This is a genomic window from Sphingobacterium sp. UBA5996 (assembly GCF_002429765.1).
Classification (GTDB): domain Bacteria; phylum Bacteroidota; class Bacteroidia; order Sphingobacteriales; family Sphingobacteriaceae; genus Sphingobacterium.
In genome coordinates this window covers 115,151-134,581 of sequence record NZ_DJAS01000005.1, presented here as the reverse complement: position 1 = coordinate 134,581, position 19,431 = coordinate 115,151, and the positions used below count along the sequence as shown (strand labels likewise).

The window sequence follows — 19,431 nt, the reverse complement described above, 5'->3', positions numbered from 1 at the left end:
GCTAGTTAGGGTAAGATTACAATACGATCGGACAACGGTCCTGAATTTCTAGCGGAGGTATTACAGGAATGGTGTTCTCAAAATGGCATTGAATGGCACTTCATTCAACCAGGGAAACCGACTCAAAACAGTCTTATCGAAAGATTCAATAGAACTTTCAGACTTACCAAAAATAGGTAAGTCTATCTTTTTTGGGTAGAGGGCAGTTGTCTTAGTTGTTTTCAAACCATTTGTCTCTGTTGGCTATTTCTCCAATTGCATTTAGGTGTTCATTGGCATATTGTCTACATGTTTTTTCTGCTAAGGAACTAATTATCCTCGGATAATCCTTACAGTTACTCATTATTTTATTAGCAATTTTTATGGGAATTTTGATAATTTCATTATTTTGATATTCATAATAATGTCTTTCATCATATAAATAAATATTCTGATACATTTCTTTAATTTTATCTAGTAATTCCTCATCCTTCGGATTTGCTAAAAATTTATTTACTAAGTATTTAAACTTTATTTCAACTGTGTTAAGGAAAACACCTGTGTTTTTTTTAATATTATTGTAAATAAATTTTTCTTTGTTATTGTCAAATCTGTAACTTAAAACATACTTAACTTCATCTGATATATTTTCTGATCTTAATAGTGTTTCCAAGTCTTGTTGTTGTTGTTTATTAAAATGAGTTAAATATAAGATCTTGGACATGTCGTTTACCAAATTTTTATAATCGACTGGGTTCAATTCATCTATAATGTTAGTAACAACAGGTAACAAGTCTATAATTGTTTTGGCTGTCGCCCAATTAAAAAAAACTAGAAGTTTAAAATTAATTTCATAACTATTAGAGAGTTGTTCTCTCCAGAATTTTAAATTTCCAGACTTAAGCCTTGCATATCTAACTCTTTTACATAATGACAGAGATTCGTTAGTTAACTCTCTGTATATATATGGAATTTTATCGTTTGATTTAATACCTGCAGCAATAACTGCAGCAATATAAGAGATTCTACTATTTTTAAACTCCTTTCTTATATTTTCAATAAGAGTTTCCCATAAATCAATATTTGATTTGAATTCACTTAAAGGTGTTTCAAACAATGAAGATATTGAATTTTTGAAATTTTCAATTTTTATATCAATTTCGTCCAAAATTTCAAAATCTGTTATCAAATTAAATGATTTATCATTATATCGCCTGTTTCGTATGTAACGCATAAAATGATTTATAAATGTTTCATTATTTTCGTCAATTCTTGAAATTCTTGATAAAATATAAGGATGCAAGACTAACGAGATAAAATTTAAGCTATCCATTTTACTAGTGCTCATAATTGCACTTATTTCAAGATTGAATACGGAATTGAGGACAATTTCCTTATATTTTAAATTCTTATTTAATATTTCTGTCCGATTACCATTAATAATTATCTGTAATCTTTTTTTATTCTCAATCTCATTTCCTTCTTCCAATATATCTATCAATTGCTTTTCTCCAATCTTATAAATAACACCAATCTTGTATCCATATTCCAACCACTTAGTTAACTTTTCATCGCTAAATGATTTCGATAGTTCAGTCCATATTTCTAAATTTTCGGATGGATTGTTTTTTAGAATTGAAATTAACTCAGTTGTATAATCGTTCTTTGGAAATAATTTAAGTTGATTAAAGCATTCTAAAACTATTTCCTTCCTACCGCATTCATTTGGTAGGAGTAATGGCTCGTTTGATCGATTATTTTGGTTGATAATATTTCCTATATTAATGCCATCCACAATTATTTTAACTACTTCACTTAATTTTTTTGGTTTTTGTGTGAAAACGTAATCTGATAATATTTGAGAAGTAATAATTCTTGGATAATTCGTATATTGAAGAATATCATCGTTTTGTAAGTCTTTCAACTCTTGTATTAGCATATCTAACTCACCAGCATCAGCGCAGCCAGCAAAAAAACGAACAACATTTTGCCAATAGAAATTTCTTAAAATAGCTTGAAATCTTTCTGGTTTAGTACCATTTTTTACTGCGCCAGCCGAGGAATGTGGAGCAGATTGGTACAAGTATTTAGCACAAAAATATTCTCGTAATGGTTGAACTTCAAACTCAAAAGTACCCTGAACTCTTGAAACTAATGCACATACTCTCTCCTTCATCACATCAAATAATTGGTCGGCTATTTCTGTGTTATGACCTTCATCATTTAGATAATCCTTTAAAAGGAGATTTAATTTTTCAATTCTAATACTTCCATTGTTCTTTAACATTTCGGCTTCAGAATGTAATATCCATGCTAAATATTGATGTATATCAATTATTAAATCTCTTTTATCTCTTATCAATTCATTCTTTTCCGATTCTCTGTCAAAAAATAGGTCAATATAGCTATCATATAAAGCGGTTCTTTTGTTTGGTAAAGACTGTCCCTTAGTTCTCAATAAACTGATGAAAATAGCCAATTGCATTGGGCTTTTTGCTAAGTCTTTTAAGTGAGGCATTTCCAACTTTTCATTGATCAACTTTTTTATTTCATTAGCATCTCTAATTCCTAACTTGCTTGACTTTATCCATTTTTCGACATATTCGTTTATTATTTGAGGTGTTATATCAGTTAGTTCAAAATGAGGGTAATTATCAATTGAAAATCCTACAGAATCTGAAAATGCAGCAGGTCTGCTAGTAATGATTACTTGAATTGCTTTTGAGTTTGCTGCGAGTCTAGTGATACCGCTATTTATAAATTCAATTACATCTCCACGTAATTTTATATTCGCTATTTCGTCAAAGCCATCAAATACGAATAAAATAGGGCTCAATTTTGATATTTCAAGAAAATCGTTCGTACTAAAATCACTCTGCTTTGAATGGTAAAATATATGTGCAATTATAAATGATTCTAATGATTTTTGCCAATTGCTTTCAAAATATTCATCCGTAATAATTCCTTGATAAGGATTTTTTTTCTCAATCCAAGATGCAATATCTCTTAGATCTATTTTAAATGGTAATCTAATCGGAGTATCGTTAATATTTTTTTTTAGTAAATCTATATCATTCTTTTTCTCTAACAACCGGATACGATGTACTTGACAGATAAATTGCGATATAGTAGATTTTCCTTGTCCAGGACCTCCTTCTAATAAAAGCTTGTCAATTTCACTTTGAACTTTTGGATGTAGTATGAATTCTGCTGCGCACCAACTATTATTATTGTTAATATCGTCGATTAATAAGTATTCATCATTTAAATAGTTCTGACCTAATAAATTTAAAGAGTGCCTTAAGGACTTATTTTTCTTATTTATTTTTTTTGTTCTAATTGGAACATCAGTAAATAATTCTAATAAGCGATTTTGTAAATCAATTTGTTTAAACTTTACTTCATTATCAATTTCATATTGATCGACCAAATAAGCTCTAATTACATTTTCTCTTCTTGTTTTACTGTCTTTAATGTTATCAAATAGTACTAAATTTAGTATATCTTGACCATTTAATATTTGAGGAAAAGACCATTTAAACAGTGGATCTTTTTCGAAAAGTGTTGATAAATCTTCTCTCCACCAACAAATAGAAGGAATACTAATTTTTTCCTCAAGGATTTTGTTTAATTTATCTATTGCTCCACTCTCTAGATGTGCAGTGCCTTTTACATTTGTTAATAAATAATATTTTTTAGCTCCTTTTGGAATTAGCTTATTTATTTTATCAACTTCACCACTTATTGTGTCATTAAACCATCTATGAATATCTTTTTCTTGCATTGCATTTCTTACGAACTTAACTTGAAAAACGATGAATTCTTTTTTGTTCGAATGCATTGTATATACAAGTGAATCTCGACCACCATCAGGTTGACCAACTGGAAATACTTGAATATTTGGAAATTCCTTACTAATAAGGCAACTGCAAAATTCTTGAAATCTTTCATCTCCTAAATTTTCGTATAAATAATCCATAGTTTTATGTTATTGGTTGTTTTTTATAAATATAGCTTACTTTGTTAGTGAAACTAATATACGAGAAGTTTCGCCAATCCACTCTCCGTCGGCAGTAATTTTATCAATAATTTTAAAGTTAAGTTTGTTATTCTCTATTAAAAGGATTAGTTCTTCGTTCTTTATAGTTCCATCAATTTTCCTTGGTAACACAACACCAACTGGATGTCCAAAATTTAAGTATTCGATGCTATACATATTTCCTTTCGAATCAATAAATCTTTCTGATTCAGACCATTCTTACCCAATGAAATCAACTTGGTCTACTAATTCTTCAATCATTTCCAACTCAAATATATCTTTGGGATATTTTAAGTCAATTATTATTGAAGGAAACACGGATGGATTAAATTTGTCAATGCTTTTCCAGTTTTCCAAGTATTTGGAAATCATTTGCTCAAGTTTGCTAAAATTGAAATTGTTCTATATACTCAACATATCGTTACACAACTCCCTATCTATGTCCTTTACGGCTTGAATAGAGCTTAAATTTAATTCTGCGCCACTTAATCCCTTATTGAAGATTTAAACACGTCAAAGGGAATCTTCCTTGTAATTGAATTATTTATATCGTCAATTTCTACCCACCAATAATCCACACGTTGAAGTTTTTTTTAATCTCTTATATTCTGCTAGTTTGCCCATAAAAAAAATAGTAAATCCAATTCCTTTTAATTTGTGAAGTAGAATTTAACAAGGAATCATTATATGATATTTGTAATGTTTGTATCATGCCATTATTGCTGACAATATTTGCTCGAACTTTGTGATTTCCTCCATTTTAATGATCGCCACCAGAATAGATCCACATCGGCTCCGTTTGACCAGCTCTTTCGAAGCCATTCTTTTTATAAAAGTCTATAGCTTCTCCATCGGCCGTAAGCATTTGCATATGAAAACCCTTATAGATCTTTTGCATTTTATCCATAATCAAACGACCAATCCCCTTACTTTGATAGGAGGGTAGTACGAGTAGATGAGGATAATATACTACGAGATAACCGTCAGAAATGGCATTCCCTAGGCCTACTAATTTTGGACCATCCCATGCTGTAACCAAGGAATGAGAATTCAATAGTGCTTTCAACAGTAGTTCTGGCTTATTGGCTGCACTCCATTTATTGGCCTGATATAGGGTTAGAACCTCATTTACGGTTAAATTTTTATTGGTTTTAAGATCAATCTTCATATTTTATTCTAATGGTTTAAATTAGGATTTAGTTGATGATAGTCTTATCTATGTCTACCGTATCGATTACCTGTTTTAGCGTTTTTATATGTTCCGCCTTTATGAGAGCTACCTTTACCACTTTTATAAGTGCCGCCATGGCTAGTAGTGTGTCTTTTTCCTGGATATTTTATCCGAGCACTTAAATTCTGGAAAGATAGGCTTAGCACGATAATCGTGCATATAGTTATTATTTTTTTCATCTGTTTATCTGATTAGAAATTGAATACTGATTTTTAAAGTAGTAATTTTTGTGTTATTAAAACGTGTTATTATTTTTCTTTTTTCTCCTCCCTATTATTTATCAATCCCAATATCTCTTCCTTCGACATCTTTTCATACTTTGCGGCATGATCCTTATGTACAAAGATCTTTGGCGAAGTTTTTTCGAAAAGCGAAACAATTATTTTGTTGCGGGGGGATTTGCTTAGAAGATTGGTAATTTCGGTTGATTGCTTCTCCGAGAGTTTCTCGTCCATTTTTGAATGGAGATATTTTGCTGTACAAGGCTTATTTAAACCACCTTCCGAGATAAGACGATCGAGCTCATTTGCTAAAAGTCTATCTTTATCTATACTCTTTTTTCCTATGGATTTTCTCCTTATTAATACTTCTTTTATATTTCTTATGAGTTCATCTTTATCAGGAATCGGATAGCTTGGATTTGCAAAATTATAATACACTTGCCCAAAGAGATTTGCAATGGTTATCATTTTGCCAATCGTAAGACCAACTTTTCCTTTTAAAATATCATTCACATTATCTTTATTGGATTTGATTAGTTTAGTGAAATCATTAATGTCCAAACCTGATTTTTTTAAGTACTTGGTTACTTGTTTCCCAAATTCAATTTTATATTTCTCCTCAATACCCATAAATATAGATTATAATATTTTGTAAACTCTATTTAATTGTTTATCTTTGTTTAGCGATTGAAATTCATGGCTATATTGCCTTGATTGACGATGTTTTCTCATGCCAAAAAGACCAAATTACCAGTGAGGAGACCGTGAAATCGCCCTATGCTTAAAAAAGTTTTATACCTTTACATAAGTTATAGGGTGGTTCTCACGTTGACTTCAGATGGTAACTATAAAGTAATTTATAGGAGGGTTGGTCCCCTTGGCTCTGGAGTTGTGAGGCCACCTTATTTATTATAGGTCACACTTATCTTAATAGGAACATCGTTCACATAAAAAACCAAAAACGATTATGAGAACGAACACAAAAAACACCACCCATTACCCGCATTTGATCAGAGATCAGATGGCGAGGTATTCCCGCAAATCACTTTTAAAGAACATATTTCGCGCACCTGAATAGGTTGCACCAGATAAAGCAGGCTGTAAAGAGCATTAAAAAAGGCAGGTCTTGACTTTCCTGTAAACGAAAAGACAGCTGAACCCAGTTCAGTTTATTTTCCCTCTTCATACGCCTGTCACCGACCTATTTATCAATATAATTGCATTAAAAGGTAATATTGGCCAATGATACAGCTTGATTTAATATTTGCACGTTAAAATTAAGCAATTTTTCATTGAGTCCAAACTTTTTATCCGTAGTTTTTATTGCGATCCAATATTGTGTTAGGTCGGTATTTACTTCTTTCCGGCAGGGAGCGCCATAATGAACCCTATTTATGCCTTGAAATTGTATCTCGGCGCTTTTCGGACTTTTAATATTATTTGTCCATTTCGCATAGGTCGCATTTGACCTGTGCAATGACAAGCCTTTTGAACGTGAAAAAATCACGAAGGGGAAAGCTATGCCTTTAGCTGAGCGAGCATCCAAAGGTTTGTCGTACTCGATGAAACTAAATTATGAACCAACACGCAAACAATCTGCTACCCTTTGAGCTAGCATGTTATGAAATATACGACAATGGATACGATCCATTACATACCATTCGGGAGTTCTGGTCCCAACATACTATCACCGACTGTCAGGAAACCCTGTGGACACTCTTTGAAAACTACAGAAAGGGCATCGCACAGCAAGATGCTGCCGACGTAAAGCAGATGCATACCGTTTTGATGAAACTGTGCCGTGTGCTGATGGCTTATTTCCTGATGCACTTCCGCAAGATCGGTATCGATGCGGTGCCATTCACCTTTGCTGAACCTACCGACGTCATTACGGCCGATCTGGAAGCCAAGCAAAGGATCCACAATTTTTTTAACCGAATTGCAGAATAATACCTAACCCATAAGCAGATGACAAAAAGAGCCAATCTTTATGCTGCCTTATTGGATAAGGGAGCGCTTATAATGCTATTCGCATTGTTCTATATGTTTAGTTTATCGGCTCAGACGCCCCGCAAGGACAGCGGGGCCGATGGGCTTCTTACTGTATCAGGGATAGTCTTATCAGCAATGGACGGTAAACCAATAGCAGGTGTATCGGTCACCATAGCCGATGAAAAGGGGAGAGTATCAACCAAAAACGATGGCTCCTTTACCATCAAAGTAATAGCTGAAAAGGGCAAGATCATATTCACCCATCTAGGATACAATGACCAGTCCTTGAGTTATACTTTAGGGGTATCAATGGATGTTCGGTTGATACCTATTGATAATAAACTGGATGAAGTGGAGGTATTCAATACGGGTTATCAGCGTATTTCAAAGGAAAGGACGGTAGGGAGTGTCGATGTGTTGGACCAAAAGCTGATCGACAGGTCAGTTTCTTCTAACATCCTGTCGCGAATAAATGGGCTTACCACTGGGCTGCAACTGCCCAAGATCAATAGCAACGAGGGCGGCAATCAGCCCGAATTTACGATCCGGGGCAAAAGTACTTTATTTGCGAACGCGGAGCCACTAATCGTTGTAGATGGCTTTCCTTATGACGGTGGATTAAGTAGCCTCAATCCTGCAGATATTGCATCGATCTCTATCTTAAAGGATGCCGCTGCGGCTTCAATATGGGGGGCTCGCTCGGGCAATGGAGTTGTTGTTATCAGTACCAAACAGGGCAGTAAAGACCGACTTTCCTTATCGGCTGAAGTGATCCAGAGCATCGCCGATAAACCTGATCTTTATTATAACAAATCCATATCGAGCAGTGACTTTATTGACGTGGAGAAGTTTCTCTATAAAAAGGGCGCTTATAATGCTCGATTGAAGACTGGCTATCAGCCGGTTTCACCGGTGGTTGAGCTATTGGATAAAATGAGCAAAGGTGAATTGGCGGAAGAATTAGGGAATGAAATGATTGATGCTTACCGCTTAAAAGACAGTCGTATACAGCGATTGAAATATTTATATAGGATCCCGCTCGAACAGCAGTATAATCTGGCGATTTCAAGACCTTTTAAGGACGGCAGTTTTTATATTTCGGGCGGTCTCAATCGAGTAGATCAGGCAACGAAATATTCCCAAAATGAGCGCAAGACACTCCTGATGAAATACGATCAGCGCTTTTTGGATGATCGGCTCAATTTTTCCTTTCAGACCAATCTGACAGATACAAAAACGCAGAATGCGCAGAGCAGCTCAGCAATGTATCCTTACGAAGAACTGGTCTCTGCCGATGGTTCGCCAGTAGCAATAACTGGCGGTATGCGCAATAGCTATGTAGATACTATCGGCAATGGGAACCTGCTTGACTGGCACTATAATCCGTTGACGGATCTCGGTAAAGGGATGTCTACCAGTTCGCTGTTCAACCTACGGCTGAATGGTGGAATAGATGCCAAAATCTTACCATTCCTGACAGCCAGTGTAAAGTACCAGTATAGCAAATCCATAGGGGATGATCTTATGCGTTATGCAGAGGATTCCTATTACGTGCGAAATATGGTCAACACGTTTACACGGTATGATAACGCTACAGCTAAATATGTACAACAAATACCAGTCGGGGAAAATCGCACAATCGGTCACTTACGTGGGACTTCTTATTTGTGGCGCGGGCAACTGGCGCTGGATAGGAAGATCAATAAAGATCATTATATAACGGCGCTAATGGCGATGGAATTGTCGGATGCTAGGAGTGAAGTGGATAAGAAGCAACTGTTTGGTTATGATCCCTCTACTGCGACATCAGCGACAATAGACCATATCAATGCCTTGCCGCGTATCTATGGGGGTAGTCAGGTCATCAATAATGGAAATTACCAGAACTGGCATGTAGACCGTTACCGTTCGTATCTGCTAAATGCCGCCTATAGTTACAAAAGTATCTATGATGTATATGGGAGCATCCGTAGAGATGAATCTAATCTATTTGGTGTAGCAACCAACCAAAAGGGGGTGCCGCTCTGGTCGGTAGGCGGTGCTTATAATGCCAAGCGGGATTTGCTAAATTCAGTGCATTGGCTGTCTGAATTGAGGCTTCGTTCTTCCTATGGTGTACAGGGAAACGTAGACAAGACGATGTCGGCTTGGTTAACAGCAAGGTATCAGACATCTAAGAATGGGTATCAAAATTTATATGCTACAATCCTTAATCCGCCTAATCCATCGTTGCGTTGGGAAAAGACAAGGGTCACCAATATTGGCTTAGACTTAGGGATATATAACCAGCGTATTGTGTTGCATTTTGATCATTACTGGAAAAAGGGAAATGATTTGATCGGCAATGGACCGATAGCACCGCAGACTGGACTGATCCAGTACAAAGGTAATGTTGCGGATACGGAGGTAGAGGGATTTGATCTCTCGCTGACCAGCAAAAACTTAACAGGGGCCTTCCAGTGGCAGTCGGTATTTAATTTTTCAAAAGCTAAGGATAAGGTTGTTCACTATCAGGTCAAACAGGCAAGTAATTTTAGCTATATGACCACTAATTATCTCAACCCGTATGAAGGATTTCCGCAATCGGCATTATTTAGCTTCCCTTATGCTGGGTTGGACAATGAAGGTAATCCGATAGGCTATTTGAATGGTGTGGAGAGTAAAGATTATAGTGCCATACTCAATAATAAGGAGTTGGAGAATATCCAATTCCATGGGCCCCGTATACCGCCTTTTTTCGGGTCATTTAGAAATGATTTTAGCTATGGTCGCTTGTATGGCAGTTTTAATATCATGTATCAGTTTGGTGGATATTTTAGGCGCATATCCTTAAGCAATACAGACCTTTATAGTCCGACTGTGATGGGTGCTGCGATATACGATTACGATAAGCGCTGGCAACAGGCTGGGGACGAAGTGTCGACAAGTGTACCTGCGCTAATCTATCCTACAAACTCGTCGCGGAGCAATCTGTATGCTTACAGTACTGCGTTGGTTGAAAAGTCCGACATCGTCCGTCTGCAAGATATACAGATCGGTTGGCGTTTAATAGACTATTTCCGATGGATGAAGTCATTGGACCTGACTTTTGTGGTCGATAATGTAGGCATTCTCTGGCGGGCCAATAAACAGGGCTTAGATCCAAATGTATATCAATCGGCCTATCCCGTGCCAAGGCAATTCAGCCTAAGGCTAAAAACAACTTTTTAATGATTAAAAGATATTAAGATGAAAAAGCAGCTTTTTATATATGTATTGTCCATGCTATTATGCGTGGGCTGTGCAAAGTCTTTTTTGGAAGAGAAACCCGATGCGAGTATAGTAAATCCAAAGACTTTAAACGATTGCAGACGTCTTCTAGATAACGATGGTCAGTTAGTGCAGGGATTAAACTATTGGTTTCCGTCTTTGGGCCAATTGGCTTCTGACGAATATTACTATAACAAGGCGACCTGGGAGTCGACAGTATTTGTACAGGAACGGAATTCCTATATCTGGGAAGATGATATCTACGAAGGCAATCCGCAGATCAGCGAATGGAACAATTGCTACTACGCTATTTATGTATGCAATGTTGTCCTTGATGTATTGAACAATATCGAGGTTACTGCCGCGAATAGGGATGAATACAATGATATCAAAGGTACGGCATTATTTTTCAGGGCAATGTGGAATTTCGCGCTTGCCGAAACATTTTGTCTGCCTTACGATCAGAAGACTGCTGCAAGTGAAATGGGAATTCCGTTGCGCTACTCGCCGAATATAGATCAGTTGGAGAAGAGGGCATCACTTGAGGCCACATATAATAGCATCGTGAAAGATATGGAAGAGTCTGTTGGGCTGTTGCAAAACAAGATCCCTTCGACTTTTAGGAATAGACCTTGTACAGTTGCTGCCGAGGCTATGCTGGCAAGGATTTATTTGGTTATGGGTGATTTTGGAAAGGCTTTGCAATATAGTGAGAAGTCGTACAATACATACAATGTGCTATTGGATTATAATAAACTTCCGTTAGATGGTGATGCAATTTTCGATCGGAATAACGCGGAAATATTAGTAATGTGCACTCAGCAAGGGTATCTGTCAACTGCTGTGGGGAGATTTGCTCCGAATAGTTTTGTAGACTCGACCCTAATCGCACTTTATCAACCCAAAGATCTGCGTTTAAAGGCGTATTTCACATTTACCGAAGATGGAAAAGCGAACAGAAAGAATCTGTATACTACAGGGCTAAATGGAACGAATTGTTTTAATGGAGCGGCGACCGATGAGGTCTTGCTGATACTCGCGGAATGTAAAGCAAGAACTGGCGATCTTGATGGAACAAAAATATTGTTGGACAATCTCTATAAAAATCGTTTTGTTGCAGGCAACATACCAAGAGTCAATTTTAATACGAGTAATGATGCCATTCAACAGGTGTTGGATGAGCGTCGCAAGGAACTTCTTTTTCGGGGGATGCGCTGGTCGGATGTCCGTCGATTAAATGTGGAGGGTCGGAATATAAGTTTTAAAAGAATATTGGGCGATAAGGAATATATACTGCCGCCCAAAAGCTTAAAATATGCGTTTTTATTACCAATACAGGAAATACAGTTCAGTGGATTAACACAAAACAAAAGATAGTATATGAGAACAAACAACTGGAGATTATTTATGCTAGGCATATTGATCGTTTTAATATCGGTTACATTTCAAAATGTATCAGCAACAATAAAATTGAATACAACGCAGCTTGATAGCGCGATGGCTTATCCTTTTGAATTAAAAGATAGGAATGGAAAGCTTATACGCATGGCGGATTTTAAAGGTAAGGTAGTGGTAATTGATTTTTGGGTAAATCGGTGTGCACCATGTTTGGCTTTGTCAGAACCGTTAGCCAAAATAAGAAAATACTATGAATCCAATAAAGACGTCGTTTTCATTGACATCAATCTGGATGATGATGCCGATGTATGGAAAAATTGTTTAGATAATGGTGATGTTCAAAAAAATCGAACTATTTACTATACCGACTCCTTATCAATTTCTTTAAGCACAGCTCCAGAAGGTTTTTATCATCCGATCACAAGTTACTATAGCATGAAAGGAGTACCTCGGTGGATCATAATCGGCAACGAGGGGGAAATCATAGCAAGAAATCCCCCTAGGCCGTTGCCTGAAAAGAATGGGATAGAATCCGCCGGATCGCTGAGATTTAAAGCGCTTATCAACGAATATTTACTATCCCACAAAAAAAAAGCTAAGGTGCGGTAGCAAAATCACCGTTAAATTCTCCTTGACTGACAGGCTGCGGTGAGGGGGCCTGATTTTGAGGAATTGTCAATTGGTCACTCTCAATTCTCCAGAGACAGGTGTTCGGTGTCGTAGGCTGACACTCACCGCTAGTTTCGTCTACCATACGGTATTCATTGCCTACTAATTTGTAAAGATGGGAGTCTGCTTTTTTGAAGCTATTGAACCCAAAGAATGATGCGATTGCAACGGCTACAGCTACTGTAGCTTTTGCATTAAATTTGATTTGTTTCATGACATTTTTTATGAATGATAATAATTTTGTAAATGGCTCTTCTATATAAACTAAAGGAGCTAAAGGAAAACCAGTTCTTTACTTGTCTTTTGGCAGACGGGCCCTTCCACCAAACCATCCTAGGGCTTAGCTTCTGCTGTAGCGTTTAGCATAAATATGTTTTTAGGTAACGTAGTTATTAGCTCGTTTCCTTATACTTTCTAATAGTAGTCCTGTTAGAGCAGACACGGCAATAATGCCATTGATCCAAAGATGGCCCTTCCAGTCAACGGGGAACTCCAGCGTGCAATCGCATGGAATAAATCCCCATCTTCTTTTTAATACAAGTGCGATATACCAAGAGAAAGCCATCATAAGTAAGATTGTCAGCAAGAATCCGTAACGCCTAGTCTTTTCGAAAATTAAGAGCATGCCTGTACCAAGTTGCATTAATGGTAGGAGGTACGACAATACAACTCCATAATTATCTTCGAACGGCTGATCTAGCATAGCTTGTCGAAACGCAGTATAGTCAAAAATCTTTCTTGAGCCGACAACAATCCACAGGATTAAGAGCAAGTAAGTAATGGATTGTACCACAAACGCGCGGGGATGATTTTTACCAAAATAGATCAGTTCAAAAAATTTTGCTTTTAAAAGCGCCAATGCTACCCAGTGCCCTCTTCCCCGGTTTGGTGCCGGAGCTGTTTGCTCAATATGATTATTAACTTTATCCATTGTATTAACGATTTACTTTCTGTATATACTTATTTCTACTCTACATTGGCAGTTTTGTTATATGCTTATCCACTACCATCCCGTCAACCATCTTATACCAAAGTTCGACAGTAAAAAGCAAGTGGGATATACAGAATCTGGACTCTTGTATATACAGAATGTGGGTAATGGATGCCAATAGCCATAAAAATGTAGAATAGGGGCGTGTCAAATCATTGGTTATTGCGCTTAAAATATGCCGTTGGTGTCATGCCCGTTTGATTTTTAAAAAAGCGGACAAAGCTGCTGGGCGATGTGTAGCCGAGTTCATAGGCAATTTCGTCGGTGTGCATGCCATCCGCTATATACTTCTTGGCAAGGCGTACCATAAACGCTATTTTCAGCTCCTGGGGACTCTGTCCATAATAGCTATGGATGAGTTGATGCAGATAGTCTTTACTGATTCCAAACGGGTAAGCAATATCTTCCAGTTTAAAATCCTGGCCATGCGCTGCCACAGCCTGTTTGATGGCTGAATAGGCTGCTTTGGACTGTGCTTGCGATTGCGATATCTTCTCATACTCTTCAAAAATCTTTTCCTTCGATAGCTGGATCAGTTTCTTGATCGCCCAGAGGATATTGACCTCGCTATCCAGGTCGCCTTTTTTGATTTTTGCCGCAATGGACTTCATCAATGAAATGGTTCGGGGGCCCACACGAAAATCAATGCTGCAGCAGGATCGCTTGTCTTCATTTCGATAGGCATCGACCAGGTGATGCAAGAACTGGAAGGGGCGCTCGTTGCCATCCCGGAAAATACTGCCGCGGAAATAAAAGTTAACAAGCGTACAGCTACCTGCGGGAATGTATATTTCATAATCGCCTCTGGTTAAGTAGAAATAACGACCGCGATTGCAAGCGATGCTGTAACTGGTCTGCTGGCCGATATCTTTGATCTGAATTGCAGAGTCGTCACTCAAAACATAGATGATATGCATATCGGAGCGCTTTACCCTTACCGGGATGACGATATCGCTTGATACCGCAACATCCAGCAGGTTGATGTAACCGAGCAGCCCATCAAACTCCTGCAGGCAGGCTTGGCCAGAGGGGTGTCGGTAGTGACTGATCTTTCCATTGGATAGTGCTATTTGTGGCTGAATAGTCGATTCAGCAAGCGGGCAGGACGCGCCAAAGACAGATTCAAGATGGAGATGTAATGCTTTTTTCATTCGCTTTAGGCGTATAAGTTTCCCCCGGCCAGGATTGCGGGATGATCGGGGGGAGTGATTTTTCGATAAGGTCCAATTGCTTTACTACTGTTTTAAATTTTTATTTATCTGATTACTATTTGCTATAAATATGGCCTTTATTTGGTCACGGATGCAAGTGTAATGTCCTAACCTCTGCTATTTTGGAGGATAATTTTCCTTTTAAGCGCCGTAAATCAGTTTTTAGTAAATTTTATTTAGTAAATTGGGTGATTAAATAATAACAACCTAAACCAATTAAGGGAATTTGAATGAGCTTATGAAGGGATTAAAACTAATTGCGCTGAGCCTGCTTATCGCCGTGCTTTATAATTTGATCGGAACGAACGAAATCGGGCTAAAGCCATTTTGGCCGCCCATGTCTTGGACCTATGTATTCCAATTTGCCCTATCCATCCTCTTGCCTGTGCTGCTTACGCAGGCGCTCCTAAAAGTTTTTTGGACCCAGTGGCAGAAGCAATATCCCGATCTGAAACTGCTCGATAACGGCAAGATCAACACCAAGAGTTTGCCCCGTACTAAGCGCATCAGCGCGATTCTATATACCGCCGCAGGGAGTATATCCATGCACCTGGGTTGCATGTATGTGTTGTTCGATCGCATCGACGGTCAGGATAAGCTGTTAAGCATCTATTACTTGTATTATTTGCCCTGGGTGAGTACAGGGTTGGTCGCCAATGCAATCGTTGTTTTCTGTAAAGGCAGGCTATGGTGGTTAACGTCGGAAAACATAATGGCCTTATTTGAGAAGGAGATTATGGCGCAGCATCGCCTTGTTGAAAATAACAGCGAAAGTGCAGCGAGCCCGCAACTGCCGACGGTGTCAGATGCGTATATCGTACCCGGTTTTCTTTTTGATGTGCTGTATCATAGCAGCCCCTTCAATATCGAAAACTTGCAAAAAGATGCGGTACGGATGTTTGATGTACCCTTCTATTTTTCGCATAAAAGAAAAAAAGAACTTATTCTGATCGACGGCAGCCGTGAGGACGGCAGTCATTTTGTGCAGGAGCTGGAACAGCTGGGGCTCGACAAATGGTACTTCCGTATCAGTAAAACGTGCCGGGTGAATATGATGCTCGTGCGTTATCCGGTGGATCCGTATGCGACGCATCTGGAGTTTAGAAAAGAAGTGTTCGATTATCTGCATGCTAAGATGTCGGAACTGGAAATCATGAGCCTACTGCTCGTCACGGAATGGATGCGCAAAGAAAAAAAACTAAAGGAGTTTATCGACAACCTACATACACTGCGGCATGAGCACTGGGATCGCCTTATACCGCTAAACTGATGTATCCCGCAATTGTAAACTGGAATAGACCAAGCGCGGCATCCATCCAGCCTACTGCCGATGATCTGTGCCATATCGCAGGGCTGATGGTGTCGTATTTCCATTGATTGCCCAACATTCTTGGCACTTTCTCCCAACCAACTCCTGCCTTTACAATAATCTTGCTCGTATTGGGCTCAGCTTTTCCTCGGAATAAATTCGAGCAGCGCCCGATGCCGTCCCGATGAAATCCCGATGAAAGCTGGGAGTTGATAGGGAATTGATTGCGTGTTAACTTTGCAATGCTATCGATCTTTTTGTTGCTAGAAAACTCAACGTTGAGACAAATTTGGTCTGTAATCGGTCAGGCGATGCTTTTCGGGCAGCTGTCAGTCTTTAGGTGATTTGCTTTTTGTTCTTGATTTAGAGTTTTTTATCTTTTTCCAATTTCCGAAAACAACCTATCGACATCTTTCTTGGCAAACAGTCCGGTTCCCTCTGCCATTGTGGTCGCCGAGCCGCAGGCGATGCCCATCTGAAGGACCTGTTCGAGATCGCCCTCTTGGGCTAAGACAGACACCATTCCGGCGACCATACTGTCACCAGCGCCCACAGTACTGCGTACTTTTACCAGTGGGGAAGGTAGCTGGATTTTTTCTGTTTCGGAATACAAGATAGCGCCCTGTGCACCTAGCGAGACCACGATCAGCGTTGCTTTACCCTCCGATATGAGCTGCTGGGCTGCCATGTCCAGATCAGAATGCCCCAATTCCTCTTTCCCTACAAGCGCAGCAAGCTCCCCGGCATTCGGTTTGATTAAAAAGACACCTTCCTCCAATGCAACGTGGAGTGAATCGCCAGAGGTATCGACAATTATTTTACTGCCCTTGGTTTTGTACGTATGGATCAGTGACCGTATAAACTCGGGCGGTACACCAGCCGGCATACTACCGCTGATAACGACAAAATCCGGAATATACTTCAGTTCCGCAATTGAGGCCATGATCCCCTCGAGCTCGTTGGATTCAACGTGTTCTCCTGGAAAGCCGAATCGATATTGCTGATTGGTTGAACGGTCAACCACAATAAAATTTTCGCGGGTTTCGCCATTTACCCGGATAGGATCGACGGCAATATCTTCGAGCTTCAATAAGCCTTCGAGCAAGCTGCCAGTCTTTCCACCAGATGTAAAAAGGGCAGTAGAAGCCAGGCCGAGTCTCTTCAAAGCCCGCGATACGTTAATTCCGCCGCCACCTGGTTGGTATATCGGTTGTTCACAGCGCAATTTCTTTTCGGGAACGATATGCTGTACGCTGCTACTCTTGTCTACGGATGGATTCAGGGTGATTGTTAAAATAGATTTTGCCATTTTTTTACGTTATAATTGCGATTCAGAGATAAAATAGTTCATTGTCGAAATGCACTAGCCGATAATTTAAATAAAGCTACTGATTATTGTTGATAGTGTGCGGCCTTATCCACCGAACTTAAAACGAGCGGTTGAAGGAAGCCGGATCGTCGTCAAGACACCTTCATCATCCGTTAAAGGAACCTTGTAGATTCTGGGCACGTAGTTGAAAGCACGAGAAAATGCCAACCGCCATAAAAAAAGCCATGCGTGGGCATGGCTCAATGATACAAGTGGTCGTCAGCTTAAACAGTGGATGGGGAAGTGAAATACTTCCTCCGGAACCAAAAAGCCAGATTAACCAGTGCGATCAAGGCAGGAACTTCAACCAATGGGCCAATCACGCCGACAAAAGCCTGTCCGCTATTAATACCAAATACGCCGATGGCAACAGCTATAGCCAGTTCAAAGTTGTTTCCCGCGGCAGTAAAAGCAATTGCCGTACTCTGCGAATAATCTGCGCCAACTTTCTTGCCAGCGATAAAGCTAACAACAAACATCAACGCAAAGTAAATCACCAATGGAACAGCAATGCGCAGTACGTCGAAAGGAAGCTGGAGGATCATTTCCCCTTTAAGGCTGAACATGACGACAATGGTGAACAGCAAAGCAATCAGCCCATACCTACGTGCCGGTCAAGAAATTTAAGTTTCGACTGCATGGGGCTAGAGTTTAATGGTATGGAAAACATAGAACAGCGCTGTTGCGATCTGAAGGCTCCGCTGGTGGTAAATCTGGGCCTGTTCCTGCGTTCCGTCTGATACCTTGGGATCTTCAAAAGTGAGGGGGATGCGCTTTTCTGCTCCGGCAATAAAAGGACATCCACCGTCCGCCTGGGAGCAGGTCATAATTGCCGCAAAATCAGTTGAAGGGTTGAACGGACTGTCATACTTTTTTGAAAATCCGATCATGGGTACCGCATTGTCGCTGCTCTTTATAGCATATACCGGATTATTGTTGTCGGCAATCTTTAAGATCTGAAAGCCCTGGGCTGTCAATGTTTCTGCAACCTTTGGGAACAGCGCCGTTTCTTCTGTACCACCGGAGTAGCAACATACATTCGGTATCTTGAAATAAGTGGCGGCAGTTTGCGCCCATACCTGCGCTAAATGGCTCCGGCGCGAGTTGTGGGTACAGATAAAGTTCAGGTTTATGGGTTGCTTAGCTGTTACCTTCTGCTGGATATAATCTATCAGGAGCTGTAAGGCGGCTTTGCGTTCTTCACCAGCGAACTGTTCCCATCCCAACTGTCCGATCGTATCGGATAATGTAGGGTACATCATGCGAGTTTAATGGTTTAGCAGCATCCCGAACCCGGAGTGCAGCAGGATGATTGATTGACCGATAGCTCAATAAGCTTCTTTTTTTGTTTTTCAACGGGAATACCGCAGGCATCCTCAGCAAGACAGGCAGTTGTGCGGCTTTTTAAAACAAAAGTCTTCCCATTGAAATCAAGTCCATATTTACCGATGGTATCAAGCTGATATTCTACTTCGATCTCCGCATCTTCCATTCCCAACTTTTCTTCCGAAAGGTTAATAATATGGAGCAGCTTGGCGGGTTTCAGGCGGTGATCATAATCGTCGGCATTCCAAAGCTGAAAGTTTACCGTTTTCTCCTGACGGACAACACCGCCACAGTCAATAAAATTTTTTGTGATCTGGCCCACTTCGGTTACGTGGAAGTGCTCGGGAACCAATGTTCCGTTATCCAATTGGAATTCAATAGTTTCCAATGTTGGTAGGATTTCTTTGATTTCGGATAGTCTCATGGTATTGGATTTAAATTTGTGTA

The 19,431-nt window shown here is 39.2% G+C and carries 15 protein-coding genes and 2 pseudogenes; 6 read left to right on the top strand and 11 right to left on the bottom strand.

Going from position 1 to position 19,431, the window contains the following annotated elements; translation table 11 throughout:
- Positions 1 to 21: 21 nt before the first annotated feature.
- Positions 22 to 162: pseudogene (locus B3E00_RS04515) on the top strand (integrase core domain-containing protein); the annotation flags it as partial.
- Between the two features lie 49 nt (positions 163 to 211).
- Here B3E00_RS04515 and B3E00_RS04510 read toward each other — a convergent pair.
- The 3 genes from B3E00_RS04510 to B3E00_RS04500 all read right to left on the bottom strand — a co-directional run bounded on the left by B3E00_RS04510 (position 212) and on the right by B3E00_RS04500 (position 6,100).
- Positions 212 to 3,958 (bottom strand): NACHT domain-containing protein, encoded by a 3,747-nt coding sequence (locus tag B3E00_RS04510; protein WP_293937179.1) that lies wholly within the window; start codon positions 3,956 to 3,958, stop codon positions 212 to 214.
- A gap of 820 nt (positions 3,959 to 4,778) precedes the next feature.
- Positions 4,779 to 5,186 (bottom strand): GNAT family N-acetyltransferase, encoded by a 408-nt coding sequence (locus tag B3E00_RS04505; protein ID WP_293937177.1) that lies wholly within the window; start codon positions 5,184 to 5,186, stop codon positions 4,779 to 4,781.
- 311 nt (positions 5,187 to 5,497) lie between these two features.
- Positions 5,498 to 6,100 (bottom strand): hypothetical protein, encoded by a 603-nt coding sequence (locus tag B3E00_RS04500; RefSeq protein WP_293937175.1) that lies wholly within the window; start codon positions 6,098 to 6,100, stop codon positions 5,498 to 5,500.
- A 945-nt stretch (positions 6,101 to 7,045) separates the two neighbouring features.
- Between B3E00_RS04500 and B3E00_RS04495 the strand changes: the two genes are divergently transcribed.
- Genes B3E00_RS04495 through B3E00_RS04480 form a run of 4 tightly spaced genes read left to right on the top strand, consistent with a single transcriptional unit; the run spans position 7,046 to position 12,718 of the window.
- A complete protein-coding gene (locus tag B3E00_RS04495; RefSeq protein ID WP_293937172.1) occupies positions 7,046 to 7,420 on the top strand; it encodes a hypothetical protein in 375 nt (124 codons plus the stop codon).
- Between the two features lie 18 nt (positions 7,421 to 7,438).
- Positions 7,439 to 10,672: a SusC/RagA family TonB-linked outer membrane protein gene (locus B3E00_RS04490; protein WP_293937170.1), complete on the top strand. Its 3,234-nt coding sequence runs from the start codon at positions 7,439 to 7,441 to the stop codon at positions 10,670 to 10,672.
- A gap of 18 nt (positions 10,673 to 10,690) precedes the next feature.
- Positions 10,691 to 12,088 (top strand): RagB/SusD family nutrient uptake outer membrane protein, encoded by a 1,398-nt coding sequence (locus B3E00_RS04485; RefSeq protein WP_293937167.1) that lies wholly within the window; start codon positions 10,691 to 10,693, stop codon positions 12,086 to 12,088.
- A 3-nt stretch (positions 12,089 to 12,091) separates the two neighbouring features.
- The gene (locus B3E00_RS04480; RefSeq protein ID WP_293884446.1) at positions 12,092 to 12,718 is read left to right on the top strand and encodes a TlpA family protein disulfide reductase; all 627 of its coding nucleotides are present in this window, start codon (positions 12,092 to 12,094) and stop codon (positions 12,716 to 12,718) included.
- Here the strand turns inward: B3E00_RS04480 and B3E00_RS04475 are convergent.
- From B3E00_RS04475 to B3E00_RS04465, 3 genes are all read right to left on the bottom strand, one after another.
- Positions 12,705 to 12,992, bottom strand: a complete 288-nt coding sequence (locus tag B3E00_RS04475; protein WP_293884447.1) for a hypothetical protein — start codon at positions 12,990 to 12,992, stop codon at positions 12,705 to 12,707. The genes B3E00_RS04480 and B3E00_RS04475 overlap by 14 nt on opposite strands.
- 162 nt (positions 12,993 to 13,154) lie before the next feature.
- Entirely contained in the window at positions 13,155 to 13,709 is a 555-nt protein-coding gene (locus tag B3E00_RS04470) for a MauE/DoxX family redox-associated membrane protein (RefSeq protein WP_293937165.1), read from the bottom strand.
- A gap of 212 nt (positions 13,710 to 13,921) precedes the next feature.
- Positions 13,922 to 14,920 carry a helix-turn-helix domain-containing protein gene (locus tag B3E00_RS04465; protein ID WP_293937162.1) on the bottom strand — a complete coding sequence of 333 codons (999 nt, stop codon included), beginning with the start codon at positions 14,918 to 14,920 and terminating at the stop codon, positions 13,922 to 13,924.
- 298 nt (positions 14,921 to 15,218) lie between these two features.
- Here B3E00_RS04465 and B3E00_RS04460 point away from each other — a divergent pair, with 298 nt between their 5' ends.
- The gene (locus B3E00_RS04460) at positions 15,219 to 16,250 is read left to right on the top strand and encodes a hypothetical protein (RefSeq protein ID WP_293937159.1); all 1,032 of its coding nucleotides are present in this window, start codon (positions 15,219 to 15,221) and stop codon (positions 16,248 to 16,250) included.
- On the opposite strand, the gene B3E00_RS04455 is transcribed toward B3E00_RS04460, so the two are convergent.
- From B3E00_RS04455 to B3E00_RS04435, 5 genes and pseudogenes are all read right to left on the bottom strand, one after another.
- A complete protein-coding gene (locus B3E00_RS04455) occupies positions 16,234 to 16,368 on the bottom strand; it encodes a hypothetical protein (RefSeq protein WP_293937157.1) in 135 nt (44 codons plus the stop codon). The two genes, B3E00_RS04460 and B3E00_RS04455, sit on opposite strands and share 17 nt — an antisense overlap.
- Before the next feature lie 294 nt (positions 16,369 to 16,662).
- Positions 16,663 to 17,598, bottom strand: a complete 936-nt coding sequence (locus B3E00_RS04450; protein WP_293937155.1) for a 1-phosphofructokinase family hexose kinase — start codon at positions 17,596 to 17,598, stop codon at positions 16,663 to 16,665.
- Between the two features lie 284 nt (positions 17,599 to 17,882).
- Positions 17,883 to 18,254 (bottom strand): annotated as a pseudogene (locus tag B3E00_RS04445) (arsenic resistance protein); the annotation flags it as partial.
- A 48-nt stretch (positions 18,255 to 18,302) separates the two neighbouring features.
- Positions 18,303 to 18,917 (bottom strand): low molecular weight phosphatase family protein, encoded by a 615-nt coding sequence (locus tag B3E00_RS04440; RefSeq protein ID WP_293937184.1) that lies wholly within the window; start codon positions 18,915 to 18,917, stop codon positions 18,303 to 18,305.
- A gap of 17 nt (positions 18,918 to 18,934) precedes the next feature.
- Positions 18,935 to 19,408, bottom strand: a complete 474-nt coding sequence (locus tag B3E00_RS04435) for a DUF6428 family protein (RefSeq protein WP_293887947.1) — start codon at positions 19,406 to 19,408, stop codon at positions 18,935 to 18,937.
- Between the last annotated feature and the right edge of the window lie 23 nt (positions 19,409 to 19,431).

Excerpts from the sequence above, each read along its gene's own strand:
- B3E00_RS04510 (WP_293937179.1), bottom strand. The coding sequence starts at position 3,958 with ATGGATTATTTATACGAAAATTTAGGAGATGAAAGATTTCAAGAATTT.
- B3E00_RS04505 (WP_293937177.1), bottom strand. The coding sequence starts at position 5,186 with ATGAAGATTGATCTTAAAACCAATAAAAATTTAACCGTAAATGAGGTT.
- B3E00_RS04500 (WP_293937175.1), bottom strand. The coding sequence starts at position 6,100 with ATGGGTATTGAGGAGAAATATAAAATTGAATTTGGGAAACAAGTAACC.
- B3E00_RS04495 (WP_293937172.1), top strand. The coding sequence starts at position 7,046 with ATGAACCAACACGCAAACAATCTGCTACCCTTTGAGCTAGCATGTTAT.
- B3E00_RS04490 (WP_293937170.1), top strand. The coding sequence starts at position 7,439 with ATGACAAAAAGAGCCAATCTTTATGCTGCCTTATTGGATAAGGGAGCG.
- B3E00_RS04485 (WP_293937167.1), top strand. The coding sequence starts at position 10,691 with ATGAAAAAGCAGCTTTTTATATATGTATTGTCCATGCTATTATGCGTG.
- B3E00_RS04480 (WP_293884446.1), top strand. The coding sequence starts at position 12,092 with ATGAGAACAAACAACTGGAGATTATTTATGCTAGGCATATTGATCGTT.
- B3E00_RS04475 (WP_293884447.1), bottom strand. The coding sequence starts at position 12,992 with ATGAAACAAATCAAATTTAATGCAAAAGCTACAGTAGCTGTAGCCGTT.
- B3E00_RS04470 (WP_293937165.1), bottom strand. The coding sequence starts at position 13,709 with ATGGATAAAGTTAATAATCATATTGAGCAAACAGCTCCGGCACCAAAC.
- B3E00_RS04465 (WP_293937162.1), bottom strand. The coding sequence starts at position 14,920 with ATGAAAAAAGCATTACATCTCCATCTTGAATCTGTCTTTGGCGCGTCC.
- B3E00_RS04460 (WP_293937159.1), top strand. The coding sequence starts at position 15,219 with ATGAAGGGATTAAAACTAATTGCGCTGAGCCTGCTTATCGCCGTGCTT.
- B3E00_RS04455 (WP_293937157.1), bottom strand. The coding sequence starts at position 16,368 with ATGTTGGGCAATCAATGGAAATACGACACCATCAGCCCTGCGATATGG.
- B3E00_RS04450 (WP_293937155.1), bottom strand. The coding sequence starts at position 17,598 with ATGGCAAAATCTATTTTAACAATCACCCTGAATCCATCCGTAGACAAG.
- B3E00_RS04440 (WP_293937184.1), bottom strand. The coding sequence starts at position 18,917 with ATGTACCCTACATTATCCGATACGATCGGACAGTTGGGATGGGAACAG.
- B3E00_RS04435 (WP_293887947.1), bottom strand. The coding sequence starts at position 19,408 with ATGAGACTATCCGAAATCAAAGAAATCCTACCAACATTGGAAACTATT.